Below are 24,893 nucleotides of genomic sequence, written 5' to 3'. Positions count from 1 at the left end.
ATCGTCGTGGATCGTCCCACGATAGGTCGCATTCGCCTATGGCGGACAGAAGATTTTCGCCATGCCGCCGGAAGGGTTGCGACGACGTCCGTCGTGCGTCCTCGGTTGCGGTCTTTGGAACCGGTTTTCAGCGCATCAGCCGCCGGAATACCGAGGGGCCGGCGAGGATCAGGATCAGGATGGCCAGCGGCACGCAGAAGACGAAGCCGACATATTTGAAGCCCAGCGCGCCGGTGACGCCGCCGGCGAAGAACAGCACCACGAACATCGCCAGCAGCTTGAGCTTCTCGCGGTCGGCATAGATGAGCGGCGCGCCCGGCCGGCGGCGGCGATTGTGGTTCAAATAGAACAGCTTGCCGAGCTCGATGCCGAGATCGGTGACGACGCCGGTCATGTGGGTGGTACGGATCTTGGCGCCGGAAAGCTTGGTCACGGTGGCGTTCTGCAGCCCCATGATGAAGCAGAGCACCGCCACATCCGCCACCAGCGCTACCGGCGAGACCCGGGCGAGGCTGCCGAGCAGGCCGAAGGCAAGGAGCAGAAAAGCCTCCAGCGTCAAGGGGATGGCGTATTCGCGCCCGACATGGTGCAGCCGTGCCCAGTTGACCAGCACCGCCGAGACGGCGGCGCCGAGGACGAAGGGCAGCAGGGCGCCGATGCCGGCGATCACGAGCCCGGAGGCGCCGATCACCGCATTGTCGGCCATGGCGGAGATGATGCCGGACATGTGCGAGGTGTATTGCCCCACCGCCAGCAACCCGCCCGCATTGGTGGCGCCGGCGACGAAGGTCATGGCGAGGCCGACCCGGGCATCGGCGAGCGGCGTGCGTTCGGAGGCGAGCATGCCGGCGGCGAAATCCGAATAGCGCCATGCCAGTCGGTGCGGGTCGTCATGGGTATCTGGCGCGGTCATCGGCGATCAGCGCGGCAGTGACCGCGTCCTTGTGGAAAGGGAAAAGCGGCGAAGCGGTGTTCGGTCCTTCCGGGATTAATCTCTTTGTCCGGTCAATGCCATAGGTAGTGCGCCGAGATCGGCGGCGGCCCGCTCGGCCCGCGGCGGCCGGCCGAAGCGCCGGGTATAGGCGGTGGAGAAATGCGCCGCCGACCGGAAGCCGCAGGCAAGGCCGACATCGGTGACGGGCAGTGTCGATAGTCGTAGCAATTCCCGAGCGCGATCAAGGCGTAAGCCGAGATGATAGGCGGTGGGCGTCGCGCCGAGATATTGGCGGAACAGCCGCTCGAGCTGGCGGGGCGACACCTCGATGCGTCGGGCGATGGCCGCGATGCCGGGGGGCTCCTCCAGCGTCGCCTGCATGAGGCGCACGGCGCGGGCCAGCGTCGGGTCGGGCAGCGCCGGGCGTGGGCGGGCGGAGGGGCGGCGGGCGGGTGTGCCGGGCTCCAGGATGAACTGTTCCGCCACCCGGTCGGCGAGGTCGCGGCCGCAACGGGCGGCGATCAGTGCCAGCATCATCCGCATCGGAGCGACGCCGCCGGTGCAGGTGAGTCGGTCGCCATCGATGACGAAGGGCGCCTCGATGAAGTCAACATGCTGGAACTCCTCGCGAATCGCGGCGAGGTTCTCCCAGTGGATGGCGCAGCGGCGGTGGTCGAGCAGGCCGGCTTCGGCGAGCACGAAGCTGCCGGTGCACAGCGCACCGAGCGCGGTGCCGCGCCGGGCGTGGCGGCGGAGCGCATCGGTGACCGCCGGAGAGGCGGCGTGGCGTATGTCGATGCCGCCACAGACCAGCAGCAGATCGACCGCCTTCGCCTCCGCCAGCGGGCGGGCCGGGGAGAGGGAAAGACCATTGCTGGCCTCGCCCACGGCGGCGTCAGGCGTCAGGAGATGCCACGAGTAAATGTTTGATTCGGAAACATAATTCGCCATACGCAACGCTTCGAGCGCGTTGACGGTCGCCACCATGGAATGGTTCGGCAGGGTGAGGAAGCCTACCGAGGCGATGCTGGCGAGATCGAGGGTCGGGCGCATGGGCGGCGTTCCGGGCGGCGTGCTGGGCCGGAATCTGACGGCCGGCTGCTGTCAAAATTCCCACTCCTCGACATGAGGAGGCAAGAAAGCTGCCGCAAAAATGTCCTGACGCACGACATCAATAGGCGAACGGGGTTTTCTCGTCGCGTGGGATTCTTGTCATGTCATTGTTTTTCTTCCGTTCTCAAGGCTGGATGCGTCGGGCGGCGCTGCCGTTCGGCTTCGCGCTGGCGGTGACGGCCGGTAGCACGGTGCTGATGCGCGCGGCGATTTTCACCGGCGACACCCCGGCTCCCCAGCCGGTTGCGCAGGTGGTCCTGCCGCCGCCGGCGGAAGCGGCCCCCGAAAGTCACGGGGGGCATCCGGCGCCGACCTATGTGCGCGCCATCGAATCGGACGCGGTGTACACGCCGCCGAAGGTCGAAAAAGTTATTGCAAATCATAAGGTTGACGAGACGGCTCGCAAGTCGGCCGCCGCGGCGCTGCCGCAGGGGGTCGAGCGCTTCGACCGCTGTACCGACGATTGCGACAGCCGCGATCCGCTGATCGAGCGGTCCAACTATACCGAGGCGTCCGCCGCCACGGGGGGCGCGCCGACCTACCAGGTGGTGGACGCGCCGGCGCCGCAGGAGAGCAACGCGTTGTTTTCGCTGCCGAAATGGGAAGATGGCGTCGAGATGATCGACAAGGCCAAGGCGGCGGTGGTGTCGGCGGGCAGCGAGGCGGCCGGCACGCTGAAGAAGGCGGTCGACGACGCCTCCGATTTCGCCACCGGCCTGGTGCGCCCGGGCTCCGCCTCTGCGCAGTGAGGTGGACGGTCGGGCCGATTTCGCCGGTCCGGCCGATAGATTCGTGCCGTGAGGCCGATCAGCGATCGACGACGAGGTCGGAGGTCGGCTTGGAGCAGCACAACAGCGCCATGCCGGCGTCGATCTCGCGCTGGCGGATGCCGCCGCCATGCTTCATGTCGACGGTTCCCGAAACCAGCTTCGACTTGCAGGTGCCGCACAGCCCCTTCGAGCAGGAGGAGGGCAGCCGCACGCCGTTGCGCCGCGCGGCATCCAGCACGAACGTGTCCGACCGCACCTCGATGCTGCGGTTCTGCTTGGCGAAGGTGACAGTGTAGGTCGCGACCTGCGGCTCGGCCGCCTTGGCTTCCGCTTTCGATCCTTCCGCCTCGATCACCTCGGCGGCGATGACTTCGGCGGCGATCTCCGGCTCGGCGCTGGCCAGCTCGGCGAAGTCGAAGCTCTCCTCGTGATGGCTGTTCATGTCGAAGCCGGCGCCCTTCAGCATCTCCCGCACCGCCGCCATGAAGGGCGAGGGGCCGCAGACGAAGATCTCGCGTTCCCTGTAGTCGGGCGCGATGTGGTTGAGCAGGCCGAGATTGAGCCGGCCGCGCAGGCCGTGCCAGGGCTCGAACGGGCTGTCGGCCTCGCAGATCGGCGCGAAGCGGAACTGGCCGGGCTGGTTGCGGGCCATCAGCTCCAATTCGTCGCGGAAGATGATGTCCACCGGCGAGCGGGCGGCATGCACGAAGGTGATGTCGCGCGGCTCGGCGAGATCGTGGAACGAGCGCGCCATCGACATCAGCGGCGTGATGCCGGAGCCGCCGGACAGGAACAGATATTTCGGCGCCCGGCCGGCAACGCCTCCCGTGCCCTGCAGGAAGCAGGAGAAATCCCCCATCGGCCCGACGGCACGGATGACCGAGCCCGGCCTGATGTGGTCGTGCAGGAAGTTCGACACCGGGCCGCCCGGCACCCGCTTCACGGTGATGGAGAGGGTGTGCGGGCGGGTGGGGGCCGAGGCGATGGTGTAGCAGCGGTTGATGGTCTCGCCGCCGATCTCCAGTTCCAAGGTGAGGAACTGGCCGGGGGCGTAGCGGAACAGGCAGGGGCTGCGCGGCACGAGCACGAAGGTCTTCACGTCCGGCGTCTCGTCGCGCACCGCGCGCACGACGAGGGCGTCGTCGGCCTCCGGGTTCCACTCGGGAAGCGAGGCCGCGAGGCGCAGGGCGGCGGGTTCGGGCGAGGAGAGCGGGGCGAGGGCGTCCATGGTCGTCTGCCGCCTCACCGCCCGACATGGTCGGCCATGCGGCCGATGTACCAGTTGCAGAACTTGTCCACGAGCATCTCGGTGTGCGGCGAATAGGGGCCGGGCTCGTAGGCCGGCGAGCGGGCGCCTTCCTGGCAGTAGCCGACCAGCGTCGAATCCTGATCGTTGGTGGCGTCCCACACCGCGACGAGGTTCTCGACGTCGTAGTCGACGCCCTCGACCGCGTCCTTGTGCACCAGCCATTTGGTGCGCAGCAGCGAGCGCTCGGCGTCGAGCGGCAGCACCGAGAACACCACCGCGTGGTCGGACATGAAATGGTGCCACGAATTCGGCTGCGTCCAGAAATGCAGCGCGCCGTGCTTGGGGTCGTTGATCCGGCCGAGCAGCTTCTTGCAGGCCGCCCTGGTGTCGCCGGTGTGGCTCTCGCCGTCGCCGGCCAGCGGCAGGCGCTCGGTGCGGAAGCCGGTGATCATGTCGTCGAGGTGCTCCATCATCGTCGAGGGAAAGCCGCAGCTCTCCCATTCGCGATGCGAGGAGGTGATCAGCTGCGCGTAGTCCTCGGCCTCCTTGCGGCCGTGCTCGTCGAGCTCCTCCGGCGCGAAGCCGAAGCCATAGGCGAACAAGGGCACGGTGAGCTCGGGATGGTTGCCCGCGCAGTGATAGCACTCGCGGTTGTTCTCCATGGTGAGCTTCCAGTTGCCGGGCTCGATGATGTCCTTCTCGAAGGCGACCTTGGCGTTCTTCAGATCGTGCGGGGCGAGATAGGGCGCCATCTTCGCCGCCATCACGTCGAAATCCGCCGGCGGGTCGTCCGAGAGGCAGATGAAGATCAGCCCTTCCAGCGAGCGCACATGCACCGGCTTCAGGCCGTGGCAGGACGGATCGAAGCCGCCGCCCATGTGCTCGGCGAACAGGAGCTTGCCATCGAGGCCGTAGGTCCAGGAATGGTAGCGGCAGACGAGGTTGCCGACCGTGGTCTTGTAGTCCAGCACCAGCCGGGCGCCGCGGTGGCGGCACACATTGTGGAAGGCGCAGACATTCATGTCGTCGTCGCGGGCGATGATCACCGAGGTGGTGCCGATCTCCACCGTCATGGCGTCGCCCGGCTCGGCGATGTCGGGCTCGACGCCGACGAAGATCCAGTGATGGCCGAAAATGATGTCGAGATCGGCCTTGAAGATCTCCGGGCTGGTGTAGAAGGGAGACTCGAGGCTGTAGCCGGGCTTGCGCCGGCGCAGCAGGGCCTTCAGCGGCGTATCGGTGGAATCGAGCATCGCAGGTCTCCCTCGCCCGGATCGGCAACGCCCGCCGGCCCGGCGCCGGCTTCCCCCCGCGCGCTGGCGCGGTGCGTGGCCTCGGATTGGAATTGTTCGACGGAGGCCGCGTGCTGACTTTCACGATTGCGACGGCAACTTTCCTAAAAGCGACATCGGCGGGCAATGGGGCGGGCAAGCCGGCATTTTGGGCAGACATGGCGGCGCCGTCCGGCGCCGGATACCGCGCGAGACGCGACGCGAGATGGGGAATGGCGAGATGAATGCACCGCTCGAATCCTGGCTGTTCTGGGCCATCCTGTCGGCGGGGTTCGCCGCGCTCACCGCCATCTTCGGCAAGATCGGCGTGGAGAATGTCGGGGCCGACTTCGCCACCTTCATCCGCACGGTGGTGATCCTCGCCGCCATCAGCCTGATCCTCACCGCCACCGGCGGCTGGCAGGGGATCGGCACGATAAGCCCGCGCAGCGGGCTGTTCCTGGTGCTGTCGGGGCTGGCGACCGGGCTGAGCTGGGTCTGCTATTTCCGTGCCCTGCGCATCGGCGACGCGGCGCGGGTGGCGCCGGTCGACAAGATGAGCGTCGTGCTGGTGGCGGTGTTCGGGGTGATCTTCCTCGGCGAGAAGCTCTCCGGGCCGAACTGGCTCGGCGTCGCGCTGATCGCCGCCGGGGCGGTGCTGGTCGCGTATAAAGGCTGACGGCGACGAGCGACCCTAGGCGGGCTGGGCCGGGGCGGGTGCGCGGTTGGCGGCGCGCCATTCCGACGGGCTCATGCCCGCGAGGCGGCGGAATTCCCGGTTGAAGTTCGACTTGGTGAGGAAGCCGGCCTCCAGCATCACCCGCGTCACCGGCAGGTCGGTCTCGCCGAGCAGGCGCTGCGCCTCGGCGACCCTGAGGCCGTTCACATAATGCGACACGCTCATCGAGTGGACGCGGTTGATCGCCTCCGACAGCCGCCGTGCCGGCAGAGAGAGCCGGCGGGCGAGGCGGCCGAGATCGAGGTCGACATCGGTGTAGAGCCGGCGCTCGGCCATCAGCGCGTCGAGGCGGGCGAGGATGGCGAGGTCCGCCGCGCGCAAGGCGGCTTCGTCGGGCTCGTCCGGCGCCGGCAGCGCGGGGAATTCCACGGCGAGTTCTGTGGCCCGGGCCTCGGGGGCAGGCGCCGGGGGAGGGGCCGGGCTGGCGCCGGCATCGGCGGTAGCGGCGGCGGCGCCGAGCGCCAGCAGCGTCACCATGTTGAACAGCGCGATGATCAAAGGCGTGTGGCGCCCGCCGCTCCAATCGAGATCGAAGGAGATCACCACGTCCACCAGCGCCGAGCCGACCAGCGCGGCGGCGGTGAAGATGAGCGCGCGATAGGAGCGCAGCGCGCCGTCGAGCCGCGAGGAGATGAGCGCGTCCGGCCCGCGCCGGGCCAGCCAGAACAGCGCCGCGCCATAGCCGAGGAACAGCGCCACCACCGCGGGACCGACCGGCGAGGGCAGGAAGCGCACTAGCCCGGCCAGCACGAGCGGCGGCAGCAGCAGATGCGGCCACAGCCAAGCCGGGCGCGCGCCGCTCTCCGGTCCGGCGCTGGCGAGGCTGCGGAAGGCGAGGAAGGCCAGCGGCGCGATGAGGCTCGCCAGCACCACCTGGAACGGCAGCACGGCGCGGATGTCGTAGCCCCAGCGCAGGCCGATCAGCACCGATTGCAGCGCATAGGCGCCGATGAGGGCGAGGAACAGGCGGTGATGCCGGCCGTCCTCCTGCGTCCGCACGAGGCGGATGGCGAGCAGGACCAGCAGCAAGGCGACGACGAAGGGCAGCGGGACGAAGATCATCGGGGGAGGGGTGACGCGCGCGGATTCGGCCTGTTCTGGCCCGGATCGCGCTCAAGGTCGACCTGAAACGCGATCGAGGTCGCGGCGGCGGCGGTGTTTCGGCGGGATGGCGGGGAATGCCACCCCGCGATCGTCGCTCGGCGATCGCGCTCTCGACGGAGACCCGCCATGCTGCCGCTCTATCCCCTGACGCCTTCCGCCCTGCTGCTCGCCGCCCTCATCCTGCTGCTCGCCCGGCCGGGCGGCGCGGTTGCCGGCGAGGCGCGGCTCGACCTTGCCGGGGTGCGCGAGATCGAGATCGCCGGCGACGCCGCACATGTGCGGCTCACCGCCGGCGACGGGCCGGCCGAGGCGCGGCTCGGCACCCGTCGCGAGGGCTGGTTCGCCCGCTGGTATTCGAGCTGGTTCTACAATGACTGCCGCAGCGACAGTCGCATGTGGGTCGCGGGTGCGGTTCTGCATGTGAACGTGGTCACGCCCTCGGCCTTCGAGGCCTCCGACTGCGTGGTGGAGGTGACGGCGCGGCTGCCGGAGGGCGCGGCGGTGCGGATCGGCCTCGACGCGGTGGAGGCGCGGCTCGACGGGCGCTTCGGCGTGCTCGACCTCGGCACCCGCGCGGGCGACGTGACGCTGGCCGGTTCGGTGGAGACGGCGGAGCTGAGCGGCGCGGCGCTGCGGGCACGGCTCGACCTCGCCGGGGCGGCGGAGCGGGCGCCGCGCGCCTTGCGTCTCAGCGCCGGGGCGCTCGACGCCACCGTCGATCTCGGCGCCACCGCGCCGGTGGGCTGGCGGGTCGACGCCAAGGCGGCGCTGGTCGACACCTCCCGGCCGAACGACCCGGCGGCGGCGACGCAGCTCGCCGTCAGCGGCGACTATGTGCGGCTCACGCTGCGCTGACCCCGTTCACCGCGTGCGTTCGATCAGCTCCATGGCGGCGTGCGGGTTGCGCACCTTGTGGCCGCTGATGACGAACAGGAAGGTCTCGCGCGGGGTCTCCGGCGCCGGCTCGGCCAGCAGGGTGTTGCCGAGGTCCGGCGGGGTGCGGCCGGCCGCCCAGTGGCGGGTGCGGCTCGCCCAGGCGTCGAGCTCGGCGTCGGAATAGCCCTTCGGGTGCGCCTCGCCGGTGCCCATGATGCGGGCATAGACGAAGGGGGCGGTGAGGTCGGCGATCAGCGGGTGCTCGCTGTCGCCGGCGATCACCACGCCGATGCCGTGCTCGCGGGCCAGCGCGACGAAATCCTTGTGGCGGAAGCTCTCGTGCCGGACTTCGACGACGTGGCGCAGGGCGCGGCCCTCATGGGTCTTCGGCAGCAACTTGAGGAAGGCGGCGAAATCGTCGGGATCGAACTTCTTGGTGGCCATGAACTGCCAGTTGATCGGGCCGAGCTTGGCCTTCAGCTCGGCGATGCCGCTGGTGACGAACTTCTCGATGGAGGAGCCGGCCTCGGCCAGCACCCGGCGATTGGTGGCGAAGCGCGGGCCCTTGAGCGCGAAGACGAAGCCGTCCGGTGTCTCGTCATGCCATTTGGCGAAGCTCTCCGGCTTCTGCGAGCCGTAATAGGTGCCGTTGACCTCGATGGCGGTCAGTTTGCCGGCGGCATATTCCAGCTCGCGCTTCTGGGCGAGCCCGTCCGGATAGAAGCTGCCGCGCCAGGGTTCGAAGGTCCAGCCGCCAATGCCGATGCGGATGGGGGCGGGTGTGCTCATCGGGATCTCCTCGCGTGATGCGGCGCGATCCTAGGGCGGTTTGCCGGCAGGGGAAATCCGAAACCGCAGATCCGAAATGGCCGGCCGCGACGGGTGTGCGTTCAGCCGCCGGCCGGCGGATCGTCATTGGCGATGACGACGTCGGCGGCGACGCTGCGGGTGGCGACGAGCCGCGCATTGGGCAGGTCGTTCTCCTCCAGCTTGGCGCGGATCGCCGCCTCGTCATAGCCGAAGCCGGCCCAGCGGGCGCGCAGGCGGGCTTCCAGCGTCGGCAGGGGGACGTCGAGCCGTACCGTGACGTCGAAGCGCTGGCGCAGCCCGGCCCAGGCCGGGTCGTCGAGCAGCAGATAATTGCCCTCGACGATGACGAGGCGGGCCTCGGCGCCGATCAGCCGCGCGCCGGCGCGGGCGATCTCCAGCGCACGGTCGAACACCGGCACCGCCACCTCGCGCCCGTCGTCGCGCCTGAGGCGGTCGAGCGCCGACGCCAGCCCGTCCACGTCGAAGGTGAAGGGCGCGCCCTTGCGCGGGCGCTGGCCGTGCGCCTCCAAGAGCAGGTCGTCATAGTGGTAGCCGTCCATCGGCAGCACCTGCGACAGGCCGGGGGCGGCGGCGTCGAGGCGCGCCTTCAGCATCTCCGCCAGGGTGCTCTTGCCCGAGCCGGGAGCGCCGGCGACCGCCACCACCGTGCGGCGCTCGCGGGGCCGGGCGAGGAGGTCGCGCACCAACCGGTCGAGGGCCGCGTCCGTCTCCGCGCGCGGCGCGAGGCCGATCCCGTTCGCCATCGTCATTTCCCTGTGGTTTGTCCTGCGGTGCGGCGGCGCGCTCAATCGAACAGGCGCTGGCCGGCGAGGCTGGAGGGCGCCGGGACCGGCGCGCCGGTGGGCGGGACGCCGGTGCGGGCATCGGTGGGGGTGAAGCCGTGCAGCGCCTTGAACTGGCGCGAGAAATGCGCGCAGTCCGAGAAGCCGGATTCCAGCGCGATCTCGGTGATGGAGCGGCCGGTGGTGTCGAGCAGGAAGCGGGCATAGCGCAGGCGCATCAGCCGGTAGAACTCGGCCGGGCGGCGCCCCATCACGGTCTGGAACAGCCGCTCCAGCTGGCGGGTGGAGAGCTGCAGGCGCCGTGCGATGCTGGCGATGGGCAGCGGATCGGCCATGTTCTGCTCCATCAGCAGCAAGGCGCGGCGCACGCGGTCGTCGGCGACGAGATCGGCGATGGGGGGGTGCGGCTGCGCCTGGTTGCCGGGTCGGACGCGGTCGAGCAGCAGCACATGCCGGCTCTTCTGCGCCACCGAGCGGCCGAGATGCTTCTCGACCAGCGCGGTGGCGAGATCGGCGGTGCCGCCGCCGCCGGCGCAGGTGATGCGGTCGCCGTCGATGACATAGAGCCGGTCGGCCACCGGGTGGTGATGCGGGAACTCGTCGAGGAAATCCTGATAATGGTACCAGGAGACGCAGCAGCGCCGCCCGGTCATCAGCCCGGCGCGGGCGAGCACGAATGAGCCGGTGCACACCCCGACCAGCGGCACGCCGGCCTTGGCCGCCCGCTTGAGATAGGCCACCGCCTCGTCGTCGAGCCGGGCGCCGGTGTGCAAGAGGCCGCCGACTACCACGATGTAGCTGAACTGCGCGGGATCGACGAAGGGCCCGGCCGGGGCGACGGTGACGCCGCAGCTGGCGCGGATCGGCTCACCCTTCGCCGCCATGATGCGCCAGCGGCACAGGATCGGGCGCGAGCGGTCGCCGTCATCGGCGGCGAGGCGCAGATGGTCGACCAGCAGCGAAAAGGCCGACAGGGTGAAGTTGTCGGTGAGGATGAATCCGACATTCAGCACCGGCGCGGCCGCCGGCGACGCGGTCGCGGGGGGCGCTGCGGTTTTGGGCGCGGCAGGCTTGGAGGCGGAAGCGAAGGTGTCCATCATGCCCGGCGTCATGCAGATTTCGCGCCGGAGGATAGCAGAGTTCGGTCCGCAAGCGGAGGTGGGGGCGTCGGGGGTGGAAGCGAGGTAGCCGGGGACGATGATGCCCCGGCCGCCGACCTTGCCGGGCGGGCTCACGCGAGCTCCCGCCGCGCCTCCTCCAGGAGGCCCCAGACATAGGGGGCGAAGGAGCGCCAGACGTCGAGGCGGAAGCGCTCGGGGGCCTCGCGCAGCAGCACGATCTCGGCCTTGGCGAAGACGGTGCGGGTGACCATGCCGACCGGGAAGGCGGTCTCCGACAGGTCGAGCGGGCAGCCCTGGTTCAGCACATAGGCGGCGCGCGGCCCCTCCAGTGCGATGCCGAGCGAACGGCTGGAGACGTCGGCCAGCGCGTGCGGCAGGCCGAACACCGCCGGCTCGATCTCGGCGATCAGCGCGGCGGGATCGGCATCCTCGGCGAGCAGCAGCCACTCATCCGGGCCGAGCCAGGCGGCGAGGCGGTCGCCGCTGCGCTTGAAACGGCAGGCCTGCCGGGGCAGCTCGGCGCCAAAGGCGATGCCGGCCGGCCCGATGGCCGCCTCGCGTCCGCGGAACACCAGGCGCGTCGCCGGCGGCAGCGCCGACAGCCGGGCGGCCGGGATGTCCGGCGCGGTGGCGGCGAGGGTGGAGAGCGGGAACAGGAGGTCAGACATCGAGGCGGGCTCCTTCCGCGTCGTAGAAGACCGGGTCGACCACCTCGACGGCGATCGCGCCCTTCGGCATCGGCACGTGCAGCGTCCGGCCGATGCGGGACCGGCCACCCTTCACCATGGCGAGCGCGATGGAACGCCCGAGCGTGGCGCTCATATAGGCGGAGGTGACATGGCCGAGCATCGGCACCGGCACCGCCGCACCGGGATCGGCCACCAGCTGGGCGCCTTCCTCCAGCACCACCTTGGGGTTCCTGGTCAGCAGGCCGACCAGCTGCTTGCGGTCCGGCATGAAGAAGGCGGCGCGGTTGAGCGAGCGCTTGCCGACGAAGTCCTTCTTGTTCTTGCCGACCGCCCAGCCGAGATTGACGTCGTCCGGCCCGGCGGTGCCGTCGGTCTCCTGGCCGACGATGATGTAGCCCTTCTCGGCACGCAGCACATGCATGGTCTCGGTGCCGTAGGGCGTGATGCCGAACGGCTCGCCGGCCTTGAAGATGGCTTCCCACACCGCGCGGCCATGGGCGGCGGGGACGTTGACCTCGAAGCCGAGCTCGCCGGCGAAGGACAGGCGGAACAGCCGCGTCGGCACGCCGGCGATGCGGCCCTCGGCGACGCTCATATTCGGCATCGCGCCCTTGGAGAGGTCGATGCCCTCGACGAGCGGTTCGAGGACGGCCCGCGCATTCGGCCCCTGCACGGCGATGACCGCCCATTGCTCGGTGGTGGAGGTGAGCCAGACGTCGAGATCCGGCCACTCGGTCTGGAGGTAGTCCTCCATATGGGCGAGCACGCGGGCGGCGCCGCCGGTGGTGGTGGTGACGTGGAAGCGGTCGGAGCTGAGGCGGCCGACCACGCCGTCATCCATCACGAAGCCGTCCTCGCGCAGCATCACGCCGTAGCGCAGCCGGCCGGGGGCGAGCTTGGTCCAGGCATTGGTGTAGATGCGGTTCATGAACTCGGCGGCGTCGGGGCCGACCACCTCGATCTTGCCGAGCGTCGAGGCGTCGAAGATGCCGACGCCGGTGCGCACCGCCTTGCATTCGCGGGCGACGGCGGCGTGCATGTCCTCCCCGCGATTGGGGAAATACAGCGCGCGCTTCCACAGCGAGACCGGCTCGAAGACGGCGCCGCGCGCTTCGGCCCAGCCATGGATCGGGGTGACGCGTACCGGATCGAACAGGTCGCCGCGCGCGGTGCCGGCGAAGATGCCGAAAGTGGTGGGAGTGAAGGGCGGGCGGAAGGTGGTGAGCCCGATCTTCGGCACCGGCTGGCCGAGCTGCTCCGACACGATGCCGAGCGCATTCATGTTGGAGGTCTTGCCCTGGTCGGTCGCCATGCCCGTCGTGGTGTAGCGCTTCACATGCTCGATGGAGCGGAAGCCCTCGCGGGTCGCCAGCGCGATGTCCTTGGCGGTGACGTCGTTCTGCCAATCGACGAAGGCCTTGGCGAAGGCCGGGTTGCGGCCATGCGGGGTGGCGCCGATGAAACCGTCGGTGCCGGTTTCCGTTGCCACGACGCCGAAGGCGCGGCTGGTGGAGCGGGTGGGGGCTTTCGCGCCCTTCAGCGCCGCCGAGGCGGGATGTTTCATGGCCTCGGCGGCGGCCTGTTCGCCGGCGTGGTAGCCGTCGGCCAGCGCGGCAGCCAGGCCGTAGCGGCCGCGGCAGGCGCCGGCGGAGCGCTCGCGCTCGACCGACTGGCCGGGCAGATAGGCGCCCAGCGTCTCGTCCCAGGTGAGCTTGCCGCGCGACTGCGAGAACAGGTGCACCGAGGGCGTCCACCCTCCCGACATCAGCACGGTGTCGCAGGCGACCGGCTCGTTCAGGCCGGCCTTGCCGTTCTTCACCTTGGCGAGATGCACCCCGTTCACCCGCAGCCGGCCGGAGGTGCCGGTGATCACGGTAGAGGGCCGTACGTCGATGCCGGCGGCCAGCGCGCGGGCCGGCCACTCGCCCTCCGGCGCGGCGCGCAGATCCGCGACGGCGGCGATGGCGACCCCGCCGGCGGCGAGGTCGAGCGCGGTGCGGTAGCCACTGTCGCCGGCGGTGAAGATCACCGCCCGTTCGCCGGGCTTCACGCCGTAGCGGGTGAGGTAAATGCGGGCGGAGTCCGCCAGCAGGATGCCGGGGCGGTCGTTCTCCGGGAACACCAGCGGGCGCTCCAGCGCGCCGGTGGCCAGCACCACCTCGCCCGCCCGCACCTGCCACAGCCGCTCGCGCGGCATGTCAGGGCCGGGGGCGGCGAGGTGATCGGTGACGCGCTCGGCGAGCGCGATCATGTTGTGCGGGAAATAGCCGAAGGCGGTGGTGCGCGGCATCAATACGACGCCGGCCGCCGCGAGTTCGGCGAGGGCGTCGGCGAGCCATTCGATAGCCGGCTGGGTATCGATCGTGGCGTCCGGCGCGGCGAGCAGCGAGCCGCCGAGCTCGGCCTGCTCGTCGACGAGGATGACGCGGGCGCCGGTGGCTGCGGCGGCCAGCGCGCTCGCGATGCCGGCGGGGCCGGCGCCGATCACCAGCACGTCGCAATGGGCGTAGTTCTGGGTGTAGCGGTCGGGATCGGGCAGGGTCGGCGCCTTGCCGAGCCCGGCCATGGCGCGGATCTTCGGCTCGTAGAAGCGCTTCCACGCGCCCGCCGGCCACATGAAGGTCTTGTAGTAGAAGCCGGCCGGCAGGAAGGGAGCGAACAGATCGTTCATCGCGCCTGCGTCGCGGGCGAGCGACGGCCAGCGGTTCTGGCTGGCGGCGTCCAGCCCCTCATAGAGCTCGACCTGGGTGGCGCGCAGGTTCGGGGTGACGCGGGCGGCGTCGCGCTTCACCTCGACGAGGGCGTTTGGCTCGTCGGAGCCGGCCGAGAGGAGGCCGCGCGGACGGTGATATTTGAACGAGCGGCCGAGCAGGTGCACGCCGTTCGCCAGCAGCGCCGAGGCGAGGGTGTCGCCGGCATAGCCGCGATAGGTGGTGCCGTCGAAGCGGAAGGCGAGCGGCGCGGCGCGGTCGATGCGTCCGCCGGACGAGGTGCGGAAGGAGCCGCTCATTTCGCGTCATCCTGCGAGAGGTCGGGGCGGGGCTCGCCGGGCTTGTAGGTGGCGACGAAGAAGTCGCTCACCGTGTCGCGCACCGCGTTGAAGAAGCGGCCGCAGCCATGGGTGTGGCGCCAGCGCTCGGCGTGGGTGCCCTTGGGATTCGTGCGGTTGTAGAGGAAGTCCGCCCATTCCTGGTCCGACAGGGCGGACGGATCGGTCGGGCGGGCGATGTGCGCCTCGCCGCCATAGACGAACTCGATCTCGGGGCGTTCGCCGCACCAGGGGCAGGTGATGATCAGCATGGCTCAGAGCCTCGTCTTGACGGCGGCGGTCGCCGGATCGCCGGTATTGGGCGTGCCGGTGGGCTCGACGAGCAGGAGATGCGTCTCCTCCTCCGCCACCGGGCAGTGCTCGACGCCCTTCGGGACAATGTAGAGCTGGCCCGGCCCGAGGGTGACGGCGCTCTCCACGCCGTCCGCCTCACGCAGCTTGATGGTGAGCCGGCCCTTGAGCACCAGGAAGAAGTCGTCGGTGTCGGGATGGGAGTGCCAGACGAATTCGCCCTGCACCTTCACCACCATGACGTCGTGGCCGTTGAAATCGGCCACCACCTTCGGCGACCAGCGCTCGGAGAAGGCGGACAGCTTGCCGGCGAGATCGATGGGAGCGGGCATGATGCTCTCCCTCAATGCGCCACCGCCGCCGCCGCCGCCTCGTCGATGAGGAAGCCGTCGCGGAAGCGCTCGATGGTGAAGGGGGCGTTGATCGGGTGCGGCTCGTCCTTCGCGATGGTGTGGGCGAAGACATGGCCCGAGCCCGGCGTCGCCTTGAAGCCGCCTGTGCCCCAGCCGCAGTTCACATAGAGGCCGGGAACCGGCGTCTTGGCGATGATCGGCGAGCGATCCGGCGTGACGTCGACGATGCCGCCCCAGTTGCGCAGCATGCGCAGCCGGCGGAACTGCGGGACGAGCTCGCAGATGGCGTCGAGCGTGTGGGTGGTGATGTGCAGCGCGCCGCGCTGCGAATAGGAGGTGTAGGCGTCGGTGCCGGCGCCGATCACCATCTCGCCCTTGTCCGACTGCGAGATATAGGCGTGGATGGTGTTGCTCATCACCACGGTCGGGAAGGCCGGCTTCACCGGCTCGGACACCAGCGCCTGTAGTGGGAAGCTCTCCAGCGGCATGCGCACCCCGGCCATCGCCATCACCACCGAGGTGTGGCCGGCGGCGGAGACGCCGATCTTCTTGGCGCCGATGAAGCCCTTCGAGGTCTCAACCCCCTCCACCGCGCCGGAGGGGCCGCGGCGGATGCCGGTGACTTCGCAGTTCTGGATGATGTCGACGCCGCGCGAATCCGCCGCGCGGGCGAAGCCCCACGCCACCGCATCGTGTCGCGCCGTGCCGCCGCGCCGCTGCAAGGCACCGCCGAGGATGGGGTAGCGCATGGAGGAGATGTTGAGCGGCGGGCAGAACGCCTTGCACTCCTCCGCGCTCAGCCACTCATTGTCGACGCCGTTCAGGCGATTGGAATGGACGTGGCGCTTGAAGCTCTGCACGTCGTGATGGTTATGCGCCAGCATCAAGACGCCGCGCGCCGAATACATCACATTGTAGTTGAGGTCGGCGGACAGGCCTTCCCACAGCTTCACCGCATGCTCGTAGAGCGCGGCGCTCTCGTCGAACAGGTAGTTGGAGCGCACGATGGTGGTGTTGCGCCCGGTATTGCCGCCGCCGAGCCAGCCGCGCTCGATCACCGCGACATTCGAGATGCCGTGCTCCTTGGCGAGGTAGTAGGCACAGGCGAGGCCGTGGCCGCCGGCGCCGACGATGATCACGTCGTACTCGGCCTTGGGCTCGGGCGTACGCCATTGCGGCTGCCAGCCCTTGTGGCCGCCGAGCGCGCGGCGGAACAGGTTGAAGCCGGAAAAGGTCTGCATGTCGGGGTCTCCGCCCGGAAGGAGCGCGATGGGCCCATGCTGAACCGGCGAGGGCGACGGAGCGAGCATCTTTTGGGCGCCGCCGTTGAACGGATGCGACATGAGAAATGCGACGCGGAAAACCGGGGACGGCGCAGGCTGCCTTCATGCCGTCAATGTGATCTGCGCTTCTGGCGTCGGGCGAAAGGCGACCGGCTCTTACCTTGCGGAAGACATGTTCGGCCCCTACCTCGCTCCCTACGCAAGAAGGAAACCGAGCATGTTCGACCCCCGCAGTTTCGACGCCAAGCGCCTCCTCGACCAGTTCCTCAGCCCGCAGCAGCCGGCGGGCGGGCAGGTGCCGGCGCGCACCGGGCAGGCGCCGGCGGCCGGCAGCCCGCTCGACGGTATCCTCGGCCAGCTGGGCTCGCTGGCCGGCAGCTTCGGCGGCGGCCAGCCGGCTCGCAGCCCGAACGGCTTCGGCGGCACGAGGCCGCCGGGAGCCCAGCCCCCCGCCGCGCAGCCTGCCCCCGCGCAGCTCGCCGGCGACCTGATGGGCCGGGCCAAGGACTATCTCGGCAATAATGGCGGCTCGCTGGCCTCCGGCGCGGCAGCCGGGGCGCTGGTCTCGCTGGTGCTCGGCTCCAAGAGCGGGCGCAAGATGGCCGGCAATGCGGTGGCGCTCGGCGGGCTCGCCCTTGTCGGCACGCTCGCCTACAAGGCCTACAACAACTACCGCAACGGCGAGACGCCGCAGCAGACCACCGCCGACGTGGCGCGCAACCCGGTGCCGACGCCGGCTCAGCTGCCGCCGCCCAACTCGCCGTTCAATCCGTCGCAGACCTCGGATTCGCAGCTGCCGCTGACGCTGCTGCGCACCATGATCGCCGCCTCGCTGGCCGACGGGCACATCGACGACGCCGAGCGGGTGGCGATCTCCGCCAAGCTGCACGAGAACGGCATCGCCGATCTCGGCGAGGCCGAGCGCTTCCTCACCGACGAACTCGCCAATCCCGCGAGCGTCGAGACCCTCGCCCGCACGGTGGCGAGCGAGGAGGAGGCGGCGGAGGTCTATATAGCGGCGCTGCTCGCCATCGACCCGGATTCCACCTCCGAGCGCGCCTTCCTCGCCCGGCTGGCGATGGCGCTGCGGCTCGACCCGGCGCTGACGCCGCATCTGGAATCCGCCGCCCGCGCCGCCCGGCAGGGCTGACCGACCGATCGAGGCGGGGGCGGGCGCGCCAGTGCCCGTTCCCCCGCTCTCGCGTCAACGCTCCGTTAAGGTTAATCGACGCTTAAGCAATCGCGGCGAGACTGCGCTCCGACGATCGATTCCGGCGGCTGCCGCCGGAGAGTGCAGGAGCGGTTCGCATGGGTGTGTGTCGGCGTTGGAGGCAGGGTGTCGCGGCCCTCGGGCTGGTGGTCGGGCTCGCCCTGGCGCCGGGCGGGCGGGCGATGGCCGCCGATCCCGCGATTGCCGCTCCGCCCGTCGACGATCTCTCCGCCGACGATCTGCTGGCCAAGGCGCCGCAGGTCGAGGAAAGCCGCTTCTGGTATCTGCGCCTCGATACCGGCTACGTCTTCAACGAGACGCCGGATCTCGGCATCGGCGGCGGCATCGACGACGCCGCGCTGATCGGCCTCGGCATTGGCGGGCAATTCGCCGACTGGCTGCGGCTCGACCTCACCGCCGACTATCGCACCAAGGCGGATTACAGCCTCGGCGGTGTCTCCGGCGACTACAGCGTCGGCACCGTGCTCGCCAATGCCTATCTCGATCTCGGCAACTGGCACGGCGTCACCCCCTATGTCGGCGCCGGCATCGGCCTCGGCTATGCCGATCTCGACCTGCCCGGCTTCGGTTCCGGCTGGGGGCTCGCCTGGGCGGCGATGGGCGGCGTCGCCATCGACCTGGCGCCGAACTGGCAGCTCGATCTCGGCTACCGCTATCTCAGCCTCGACAATCTCGGCGTCGGTGGCGGCGGATTGCCCGATATGGACCAGGGCGCGCACGAAATCCGCATCGGCCTGCGCATCCTGCTCGATTAGCGCTCGTCCTCAGCGCTCGCGGGCCGGGGCCGGATCGGCCGGGCCGGCGGTGCGGACCATGCGGTAGAGGATCCGGTCGCGCAGCAGCAACTGGTGCACCGCCACCATGGCGATGTGCCCGGCAATCAGGGCAAGCAGCACCCAGGCCAGCAGGCCGTGCAGCGCGTTGGCCGGCGCCATGAGCCACTCGATCTTGGTGTCCGAGGGGGCGAAGACCTCGATGCCGAACGGCGCATAGCCGCGCCCCGAGCCATAGAGCCTGAGCACGGCGAGTGTCGGCACGATCACCATCAGCGCATAGAGCCCGGCATGGCCGAGACGGGCGGCGCGGCCGAGCAGGCCGGCCTCATAGGGCGGGCGATGCCCGCGATTGACCCGCGCCCAGAGGAGGCGCAGCAGCACCAGCGCCAGCAGCAGCACCCCGACCGTGACATGGCTGCCGACGAAGAAGCTGACGATCGGCGAGCGCCCGAGCGCGGCGCGCAGCGCCATGCCGAAGAACTGCCAGGCGAACAGAAGCGCCATGCCCCAGTGCAGCGCACGGCTGACGGTGCCGTAGCGCAGGGCGGTGTCGGACATTGAAGGCATGGCGTCTCCGGACGGGTGGCGTGGACGATGTCCCGCCCGTTCTAGTGCGCCCGGTGCCGTGCGGGAACCGTCCGCGAGCGCACAATGCGGTGTGATGGAACCACAACCGGCCTCTGCTCGTTCTCTTGCCGGCGCTCGCGCGCCGAGATCACTGGGGACCGCGGCATCGACCGGGGACAGCCCGTGCCGACGCCGTCGCACAAGGGAGTGGCCTTTCGATGGAAGACGCACGGATCGGTTGGATCGCCGCCATCATCATCGGCGGCTTGGCAGGCTGGATCGCCTCCAGCCTGATGAAGAGCGACACCGGGATCATCCTGAACATCGTGCTCGGCATCATCGGCGCGGCCGTGGCGAGCTTCCTGTTCAGCTTCCTGGGCGTGAATTTCGGCGGCTGGCTGGGCTATCTGGTGGCCGGAATCGTCGGCGCCTGCATCCTGATCTGGGGCGTGCGGGCGGTTCGCAGCTAGCGCGCCGCGTGATGCGACGCAGCATGGCGATCGACGGGGGCGACGAAAGTCTGGGGTCGCCTTGAGGTGCTGTTGTACCTCGATGCCGGCCGGCGCCTTGTCCGCCCTGAATTTGCCCGGCGCCGCAAGGGCGCCGGGTGATTCGCTGTGACGGTTTGAAACTGCTTCGATTATTGAAGTTTGCTTTGGGCGGACGCCCAGGCGTGCCCCTCCACTGCCTCGACATGCAGCATCGGGCGGGCGTGATCGGCCGAGAGCTCGGCAAGATAGTTGATGGCGGCACGCACCTGCGGGATCAGCATCGAGACGTCCTTCTTGATGAGGCACAGGTCGATGCCGATTTCCTCGAGCGCCAGAAGATGCGATTTCTTCAGCGGACGCTCGCCTTGTTCCATTTCTACATAGGATTGGTGCGGCAGGCCGAGGCGATCAGCCATCGAATCCTGCGAAAGACCCCAATTCAGGCGCATGGCGACGAGATCGTTTGCTTTCATTTGTTTGATTCCCGTGCGTCGAAAATGGTCGGTAGACCAGCTCCCGGATTCGAATACAGGCGTGCATACCTCGGCATTGTCCGGGCGAAGACTGTCCGTCTTCCTGCTCGAAGCAATAACACCGGCAGGGATCGCGATGATCCTGTCGATGAAGAGGCGCAAACCTGATGTCGAAAACCAAGAAAGCTGCGTCATGTGCTGCCCTCACGTCATTCCAGTGTCCACAACAAGTGTGGGGGTATGAATCTAACTATGAAATGAACGTCATATCCAGTTTTTTGTTCCAAATACGGCATGAATACATATTGCGCTGCGTCAACCTCGCCCTCTTTTCAGTTTGCAGCGCGGGAATGATTGCCGTGGCGTCGCGGTGGGCGCGTAGAAAACCGGCATGCATAGAAGATAATCATGCGGTCTGAAGCCCGCCCAAGGCCGGCCGCTGCTCGCTTTCAGGCGGCCGTCCGGTGCGTGCCGCTGCATGCCGCATGGGGGCAACCCGACGCGGGCGCGAGGGTTCCCGGCCTTCAGGCTGCCGATGGGAGCACTCGCCTGAATGTGAGTTGGCGGGGCCGGGCGCCGGATGGCCGGCGGCGGGTCTGCAACGCTGCCCAGGGACATGCCTGTGTCTGGTGTTCGTCCGCGACGAAGCGACGCTGATCATCGGCAGCCCGGCGATCCCGCTCGGCCGGATGGGGCCGCAGGACGGTTTTCGCCCACAGCTGCAAGGCGTCCGCCATGTCGTGGAGCGGGTAGCGGGCATCGGCTGAGGCGTGGGCCGGTCCGGCGTGGCGAGTGGGGACGCGCTTGCAATTGCCGATGGAGCGGCGTATTTCCCCGCTCGGGCTACCCCTCCCCAACGAGGGGCATCCCATCTGGAAGGATGGATCATCATGAGCACTGCTGCGAAGCCGGCGACGACGCCGGCCAATCCCAATTTTTCGTCCGGTCCCTGCGCCAAGCGCCCCGGCTGGAACCTCGAAGCGCTCGGCGACGCGCCGCTCGGCCGCTCGCACCGCGCCAAGGTCGGCAAGGCGAAGCTGAAGCTCGCCATCGACCTCACCCGTGAAATCCTCGACATTCCCGCCGACTACCGCATCGGCATCGTCCCGGCGTCCGACACCGGCGCGGTGGAGATGGCGCTGTGGTCGCTGCTCGGCGCCCGCCCGGTCGACGTGCTGACCTGGGAAAGCTTCGGCGAGGGCTGGGCCACCGACATCGTCAAGCAGCTGAAGCTGAAGGACGCCCGCACCCTCAAGGCCGGCTACGGCGCGCTGCCGGACCTGCGCCAAGTGAATTTCGACCACGACGTGGTGTTCACCTGGAACGGCACCACCTCCGGCGTGCGGGTGCCGAACGCAGACTGGATCGCCGAGGACCGTACCGGCCTCACCATCTGCGACGCCACCTCGGCGGCCTTCGCGCAGGATCTCGACTGGTCCAAGCTCGATGTCGTGACCTTCTCCTGGCAGAAGGTGCTCGGCGGCGAGGGCGGCCACGGCATGCTGATCCTCTCCCCGCGCGCGGTGGAGCGCCTGGAGAGCTATGTGCCGGCCTGGCCGCTGCCGAAGATCTTCCGCATGACCAAGGGCGGCAAGCTGATCGAAGGCATCTTCGAGGGCGAGACCATCAACACCCCGTCCATGCTGTGCGTCGAGGACTATCTCGACGCTCTGAACTGGGCGAAGGCGCTCGGCGGCGGCAAGGGGCTGCGCGCCCGTTCCGACGCCAATTTCAAGGTGCTGGCCGACTGGGTGGCGAAGACGGCGTGGGTCGACTTCCTCGCCACGGACGACGCGACCCGCTCCAACACCTCGGTGTGCCTGGTGGTCGCCGATCCGGAGGTGACCGCGCTCGCCCCCGACGCGCAGGCCGCCTTCGCCAAGGCGATCGCCGGCGCCCTTGAGAAGGCCAAGGTCGCCTACGACATCGGCGCCTATCGCGACGCCCCGGCGGGGCTGCGCATCTGGGCTGGTGCCACCGTCGAGGCCTCCGACCTCGCGGCGCTGACGCCGTGGCTGGACTGGGCCTACACCGAGGCCAAGGCCGGCCTGAAGCAGGCGGCCTGACGCCCGCTCGCTGACCTCTCCCGCCATTGGCGCGAGGGGACGGCGAGGGGCAGGCGGCCCGGGCTCCCGGCGGCGCATGTTCTCCCGGCATGGGCCGCCGCGTGCCAGACACCCGCGTCTTCACGGGCGCGGACCGGACGCACGCTTGTCCGACGAACGCTCGTCGTCCCCTCCCGCCAGTGGCGGGACGGGTCGTGCTCTCCCGCCGGCGGCGGGATCGATGTCCCCCCTTTTGCGAACAGGATGAAGCCGATGGCTCCCCGCGTTCTGATTTCCGACGCCCTTTCCCCCGCCGCCGTGCAGATCTTCAAGGATCGCGGCATCGAGGTCGATTTCCAGCCGAACCTCGGCAAGGACAAGGACAAGCTCGCCGAGATCATCGGCGACTATGATGGCCTCGCCATCCGCTCCGCCACCAAGGTGACGCCGAAGATCCTCGAGAAGGCGGCGCGGCTGAAAGTGGTCGGCCGTGCCGGCATTGGCGTCGACAATGTCGACATCCCCGCCGCCACCGCCCGCGGCGTGATCGTGATGAACACGCCGTTCGGCAACTCCATCACCACCGCCGAGCACGCCATCGCGATGATGTTCGCTCTGGCTCGCGAGATCCCCGCCGCCGATGCCTCCACCCAGGCCGGCAAGTGGGAGAAGAACCGCTTCATGGGCGTCGAGCTCACCGCCAAGACGCTCGGCGTGATCGGCTGCGGCAATATCGGCTCCATCGTCGCCGACCGTGCGCTCGGCCTGAAGATGAAGGTGGTTGCCTTCGACCCGTTCCTGTCGCCGGAGCGGGCGCTCGACCTCGGCGTCGAGAAGGTGGAACTCGACGATCTGCTGGCGCGCGCGGACGTCATCACCCTGCACACGCCGCTGACCGAGAAGACCCGGAACGTGCTCTCCGCCGAGGCGATCGCCAAGGCGAAGAAGGGCGTGCGCATCGTCAACTGCGCGCGCGGCGGCCTCGTCGACGAGGCGGCGCTCGCCGAGGCGCTGAAGAGCGGCCACGTCGCCGGCGCCGCCTTCGACGTGTTCGTCACCGAGCCGGCCACCGAGAACCCGCTGTTCGGCCTGCCCAACGTGATCTGCACCCCGCATCTCGGCGCCTCCACCACCGAGGCGCAGGAGAACGTGGCGCTGCAGGTCGCCGAGCAGATGAGCGACTACCTCTTGCGCGGCGCCATCTCCAATGCGGTGAACTTCCCCTCGATCACCGCGGAAGAGGCGCCGAAGCTGAAGCCGTTCATCGAGCTGGCCGAGAAGCTGGGTTCCTTCGCCGGCCAGCTGACCGACACCGACATCAAGACCGTGCGCCTCACCTATGAGGGCGCGGTGGCCGAGCTGAAGATCAAGGCGCTGACCTCCTCGGCGGTGGCCGGCCTGCTGCGCCCGGCGCTGGCCGACGTGAACGTCGTCTCCGCCCCGAGCGTCGCCAAGGAGCGCGGCATCGTGGTGGAGGAAGTCACGCGCGAGGTGGCCGGCGACTTCGAGAGCTTGATCACCCTGACCGTGGTGACCGACAAGATGGAGCGCTCGCTGTCCGGCACCGTGTTTGCCGACGGCCGCCCGCGTATCGTCGACATCAAGGGCATCAAGGTCGATGCCGAGTTCGCCCCTTCGATGATCTACGTGACCAACGAGGACAAGCCGGGTTTCGTCGGCAAGTTCGCCAGCCTGCTCGGCGAGGCGGGGGTGAACATCGCCACCTTCGCGCTGGGCCGCGACCATCAGGGCGGCGATGCCATCGCGCTGGTGGAGATCGACGGGCAGGCGCCGGCCGAGGTGCTCGCCAAGGTGCAGGCGCTGCCGCAGGTGAAGCAGGTCAAGCCGCTGGCGTTCTGATCGCGGACGGCGCCGCTCCGTCTGGCGGCGGCGCCCTTTCCCGGGCTTGCACGCAAAGGCTGCTCCTCGCGCCCGGCTTCGGCCGGGCGCATCCGTTTTGCGGGTCCGGATCGGCGGGGCGTCAGGGTGGCGGATGGCGGCAATATTTGCCTCCGCAAGATTACGTTAGGTAAATCACGAAATCCTGCCGTCGGGTCGAGGTTTTTCGAAATAAAATCGCGACGAAACTGCCGAGACTATTGCCGCCGTTACGGTACTGGGGGAGTATGGATTTCCTCCCAGAATGGGCGCCGACATGAGCGAAAGCTGGAGTGCGCAGGACTATCGCGCCGGCCTTGAAGGCTGGACGCATTATCAACCCACGTCTCCTGTCGAATTTGCCCGCGGCGTTGCCGATCGGGAGGGCAGGGTGCCGTTCCTCGGCGGCGGTGGTGGCGGCGGCAATGGCGGCTTCATCGCCATACCGGTGATCCTGATGGCGCCGGTCATCCTGATCGTCGGGCTGTTCATCCTGGTGCCGCTGTTTCCGATCGCCGGCGGCATCGCCGCCATCGCCGGATATCTTCTGCAGACCTTCATCTTCAACGATCCGACGATGCAGGGCGTCGCCAACGACTCGGTGACGATGCTGTTCTGCTTCATCGTGCTGATGCTGGCGATGAAGCTGGAGCGGCAGGCCGAGGGGCACTTCCGCTACCGGCAATTTCGGCACTGGGCGCGGGTGGTGGGCCTCGCCTTCGGCATCAACGAGGCGATCCTGCCGCTGATCTCGTTGTACATCGGCGGTCGGCAGGCGGCGTATGGCTGGGGCATGACCGGTGACTTCCACATGATGGCGCTGCTGCGCTTCATCGCGCTGATGGTGGCCATCCATGTCTTCCTGCGCTGGAAGCGTACCGGGCGGACGGCGATGTCGCCGGCGCAGCGCTTCGGATTCGCCGAGCCGTATTGATCGGGTCGGCAGGCCCGGCCCCCGTTCGTCGCCTGCACCGTGC

General features: G+C 69.1%; 25 protein-coding genes. 10 read left to right on the top strand and 15 right to left on the bottom strand.

Annotated elements, in window-relative coordinates; all coding sequences use genetic code 11:
* Positions 1–127 precede the first annotated feature (127 nt).
* Both KHC28_RS04595 and KHC28_RS04590 read right to left on the bottom strand, forming a co-directional pair.
* A complete protein-coding gene (locus tag KHC28_RS04595; RefSeq protein WP_214007148.1) occupies positions 128–913 on the bottom strand; it encodes a YoaK family protein in 786 nt (261 codons plus the stop codon).
* A 75-nt stretch (positions 914–988) separates the two neighbouring features.
* Positions 989–1,987 (bottom strand): GlxA family transcriptional regulator, encoded by a 999-nt coding sequence (locus KHC28_RS04590; RefSeq protein ID WP_214007147.1) that lies wholly within the window; start codon positions 1,985–1,987, stop codon positions 989–991.
* Positions 1,988–2,148: 161 nt separating this feature from the next.
* On the opposite strand from KHC28_RS04590, the gene KHC28_RS04585 reads away from it, so the two are divergent.
* Positions 2,149–2,796: a hypothetical protein gene (locus KHC28_RS04585; RefSeq protein WP_214007146.1), complete on the top strand. Its 648-nt coding sequence runs from the start codon at positions 2,149–2,151 to the stop codon at positions 2,794–2,796.
* Between the two features lie 58 nt (positions 2,797–2,854).
* Here the strand turns inward: KHC28_RS04585 and KHC28_RS04580 are convergent, their stop codons facing one another.
* Both KHC28_RS04580 and KHC28_RS04575 read right to left on the bottom strand, forming a co-directional pair.
* A complete protein-coding gene (locus tag KHC28_RS04580) occupies positions 2,855–4,045 on the bottom strand; it encodes an FAD-binding oxidoreductase (protein WP_214007145.1) in 1,191 nt (396 codons plus the stop codon).
* Positions 4,046–4,059: 14 nt separating this feature from the next.
* Entirely contained in the window at positions 4,060–5,319 is a 1,260-nt protein-coding gene (locus KHC28_RS04575) for an aromatic ring-hydroxylating oxygenase subunit alpha (RefSeq protein ID WP_214007144.1), read from the bottom strand.
* A 259-nt stretch (positions 5,320–5,578) separates the two neighbouring features.
* On the opposite strand from KHC28_RS04575, the gene KHC28_RS04570 reads away from it, so the two are divergent.
* Complete coding sequence (locus KHC28_RS04570; RefSeq protein ID WP_214007143.1) at positions 5,579–6,016, top strand: EamA family transporter; 438 nt, start codon at positions 5,579–5,581, stop codon at positions 6,014–6,016.
* Between the two features lie 15 nt (positions 6,017–6,031).
* Here the strand turns inward: KHC28_RS04570 and KHC28_RS04565 are convergent, their stop codons facing one another.
* Positions 6,032–7,138 carry an AraC family transcriptional regulator gene (locus KHC28_RS04565; RefSeq protein WP_214007142.1) on the bottom strand — a complete coding sequence of 369 codons (1,107 nt, stop codon included), beginning with the start codon at positions 7,136–7,138 and terminating at the stop codon, positions 6,032–6,034.
* A 168-nt stretch (positions 7,139–7,306) separates the two neighbouring features.
* Between KHC28_RS04565 and KHC28_RS04560 the strand changes: the two genes are divergently transcribed.
* Positions 7,307–8,035, top strand: coding sequence for a hypothetical protein (locus KHC28_RS04560; protein WP_214007141.1), 729 nt, complete (start codon positions 7,307–7,309; stop codon positions 8,033–8,035).
* 6 nt (positions 8,036–8,041) lie between these two features.
* On the opposite strand, the gene KHC28_RS04555 is transcribed toward KHC28_RS04560, so the two are convergent.
* The 8 genes from KHC28_RS04555 to KHC28_RS04520 all read right to left on the bottom strand — a co-directional run bounded on the left by KHC28_RS04555 (position 8,042) and on the right by KHC28_RS04520 (position 16,413).
* On the bottom strand, positions 8,042–8,845 hold the full coding sequence (locus tag KHC28_RS04555; RefSeq protein ID WP_214007140.1) for a DUF72 domain-containing protein: 804 nt from the start codon (positions 8,843–8,845) through the stop codon (positions 8,042–8,044).
* 101 nt (positions 8,846–8,946) lie between these two features.
* A complete protein-coding gene (locus KHC28_RS04550) occupies positions 8,947–9,630 on the bottom strand; it encodes a nucleoside/nucleotide kinase family protein (RefSeq protein ID WP_214007139.1) in 684 nt (227 codons plus the stop codon).
* A 41-nt stretch (positions 9,631–9,671) separates the two neighbouring features.
* Positions 9,672–10,904 (bottom strand): GlxA family transcriptional regulator, encoded by a 1,233-nt coding sequence (locus tag KHC28_RS04545; protein WP_312893082.1) that lies wholly within the window; start codon positions 10,902–10,904, stop codon positions 9,672–9,674.
* Complete coding sequence (locus KHC28_RS04540; protein ID WP_214007138.1) at positions 10,901–11,458, bottom strand: sarcosine oxidase subunit gamma; 558 nt, start codon at positions 11,456–11,458, stop codon at positions 10,901–10,903. Before KHC28_RS04540 ends, KHC28_RS04545 begins: the two co-directional genes overlap by 4 nt.
* Positions 11,451–14,489 carry a sarcosine oxidase subunit alpha family protein gene (locus KHC28_RS04535; protein ID WP_214007137.1) on the bottom strand — a complete coding sequence of 1,013 codons (3,039 nt, stop codon included), beginning with the start codon at positions 14,487–14,489 and terminating at the stop codon, positions 11,451–11,453. Before KHC28_RS04535 ends, KHC28_RS04540 begins: the two co-directional genes overlap by 8 nt.
* A complete protein-coding gene (locus tag KHC28_RS04530) occupies positions 14,486–14,779 on the bottom strand; it encodes a sarcosine oxidase subunit delta (RefSeq protein ID WP_214007136.1) in 294 nt (97 codons plus the stop codon). The genes KHC28_RS04535 and KHC28_RS04530 overlap by 4 nt, the downstream gene beginning before the upstream one ends.
* Positions 14,780–14,782: 3 nt before the next feature.
* A complete protein-coding gene (locus KHC28_RS04525; RefSeq protein WP_214007135.1) occupies positions 14,783–15,151 on the bottom strand; it encodes a cupin domain-containing protein in 369 nt (122 codons plus the stop codon).
* 11 nt (positions 15,152–15,162) lie between these two features.
* Positions 15,163–16,413, bottom strand: coding sequence for a sarcosine oxidase subunit beta family protein (locus KHC28_RS04520; RefSeq protein ID WP_214007134.1), 1,251 nt, complete (start codon positions 16,411–16,413; stop codon positions 15,163–15,165).
* A 259-nt stretch (positions 16,414–16,672) separates the two neighbouring features.
* Here KHC28_RS04520 and KHC28_RS04515 point away from each other — a divergent pair, with 259 nt between their 5' ends.
* Together KHC28_RS04515 and KHC28_RS04510 are read left to right on the top strand one after the other, a co-directional pair.
* Positions 16,673–17,605, top strand: coding sequence for a tellurite resistance TerB family protein (locus KHC28_RS04515; protein WP_214007133.1), 933 nt, complete (start codon positions 16,673–16,675; stop codon positions 17,603–17,605).
* A 158-nt stretch (positions 17,606–17,763) separates the two neighbouring features.
* Positions 17,764–18,441 (top strand): outer membrane protein, encoded by a 678-nt coding sequence (locus tag KHC28_RS04510; RefSeq protein ID WP_214007132.1) that lies wholly within the window; start codon positions 17,764–17,766, stop codon positions 18,439–18,441.
* A gap of 9 nt (positions 18,442–18,450) precedes the next feature.
* Here KHC28_RS04510 and KHC28_RS04505 read toward each other — a convergent pair whose 3' ends face one another.
* The gene (locus tag KHC28_RS04505) at positions 18,451–19,020 is read right to left on the bottom strand and encodes a cytochrome b (RefSeq protein ID WP_246564279.1); all 570 of its coding nucleotides are present in this window, start codon (positions 19,018–19,020) and stop codon (positions 18,451–18,453) included.
* A 227-nt stretch (positions 19,021–19,247) separates the two neighbouring features.
* Between KHC28_RS04505 and KHC28_RS04500 the strand changes: the two genes are divergently transcribed.
* A complete protein-coding gene (locus KHC28_RS04500; RefSeq protein ID WP_214007130.1) occupies positions 19,248–19,499 on the top strand; it encodes a GlsB/YeaQ/YmgE family stress response membrane protein in 252 nt (83 codons plus the stop codon).
* 170 nt (positions 19,500–19,669) lie between these two features.
* On the opposite strand, the gene KHC28_RS04495 is transcribed toward KHC28_RS04500, so the two are convergent.
* Positions 19,670–20,188, bottom strand: a complete 519-nt coding sequence (locus KHC28_RS04495; protein ID WP_214007129.1) for a hypothetical protein — start codon at positions 20,186–20,188, stop codon at positions 19,670–19,672.
* A 434-nt stretch (positions 20,189–20,622) separates the two neighbouring features.
* On the opposite strand from KHC28_RS04495, the gene KHC28_RS04490 reads away from it, so the two are divergent.
* From KHC28_RS04490 to KHC28_RS04475, 4 genes are all read left to right on the top strand, one after another.
* A complete protein-coding gene (locus tag KHC28_RS04490; protein ID WP_214007128.1) occupies positions 20,623–20,760 on the top strand; it encodes a hypothetical protein in 138 nt (45 codons plus the stop codon).
* 123 nt (positions 20,761–20,883) lie between these two features.
* Entirely contained in the window at positions 20,884–22,059 is a 1,176-nt protein-coding gene (locus tag KHC28_RS04485; protein WP_214007127.1) for a phosphoserine transaminase, read from the top strand.
* A 252-nt stretch (positions 22,060–22,311) separates the two neighbouring features.
* Complete coding sequence (serA, locus tag KHC28_RS04480; protein ID WP_214007126.1) at positions 22,312–23,898, top strand: phosphoglycerate dehydrogenase; 1,587 nt, start codon at positions 22,312–22,314, stop codon at positions 23,896–23,898.
* A gap of 295 nt (positions 23,899–24,193) precedes the next feature.
* A complete protein-coding gene (locus tag KHC28_RS04475; protein WP_214007125.1) occupies positions 24,194–24,850 on the top strand; it encodes a hypothetical protein in 657 nt (218 codons plus the stop codon).
* The last annotated feature ends 43 nt before the right edge of the window (positions 24,851–24,893 follow it).

The sequence above is a fragment of the Ancylobacter sonchi genome (assembly GCF_018390695.1).
Lineage (GTDB): Bacteria > Pseudomonadota > Alphaproteobacteria > Rhizobiales > Xanthobacteraceae > Ancylobacter > Ancylobacter sonchi.
The sequence above is the reverse complement of the archived record's forward strand: the minus strand, read 5'-3'. Positions and strand labels throughout refer to the sequence as shown.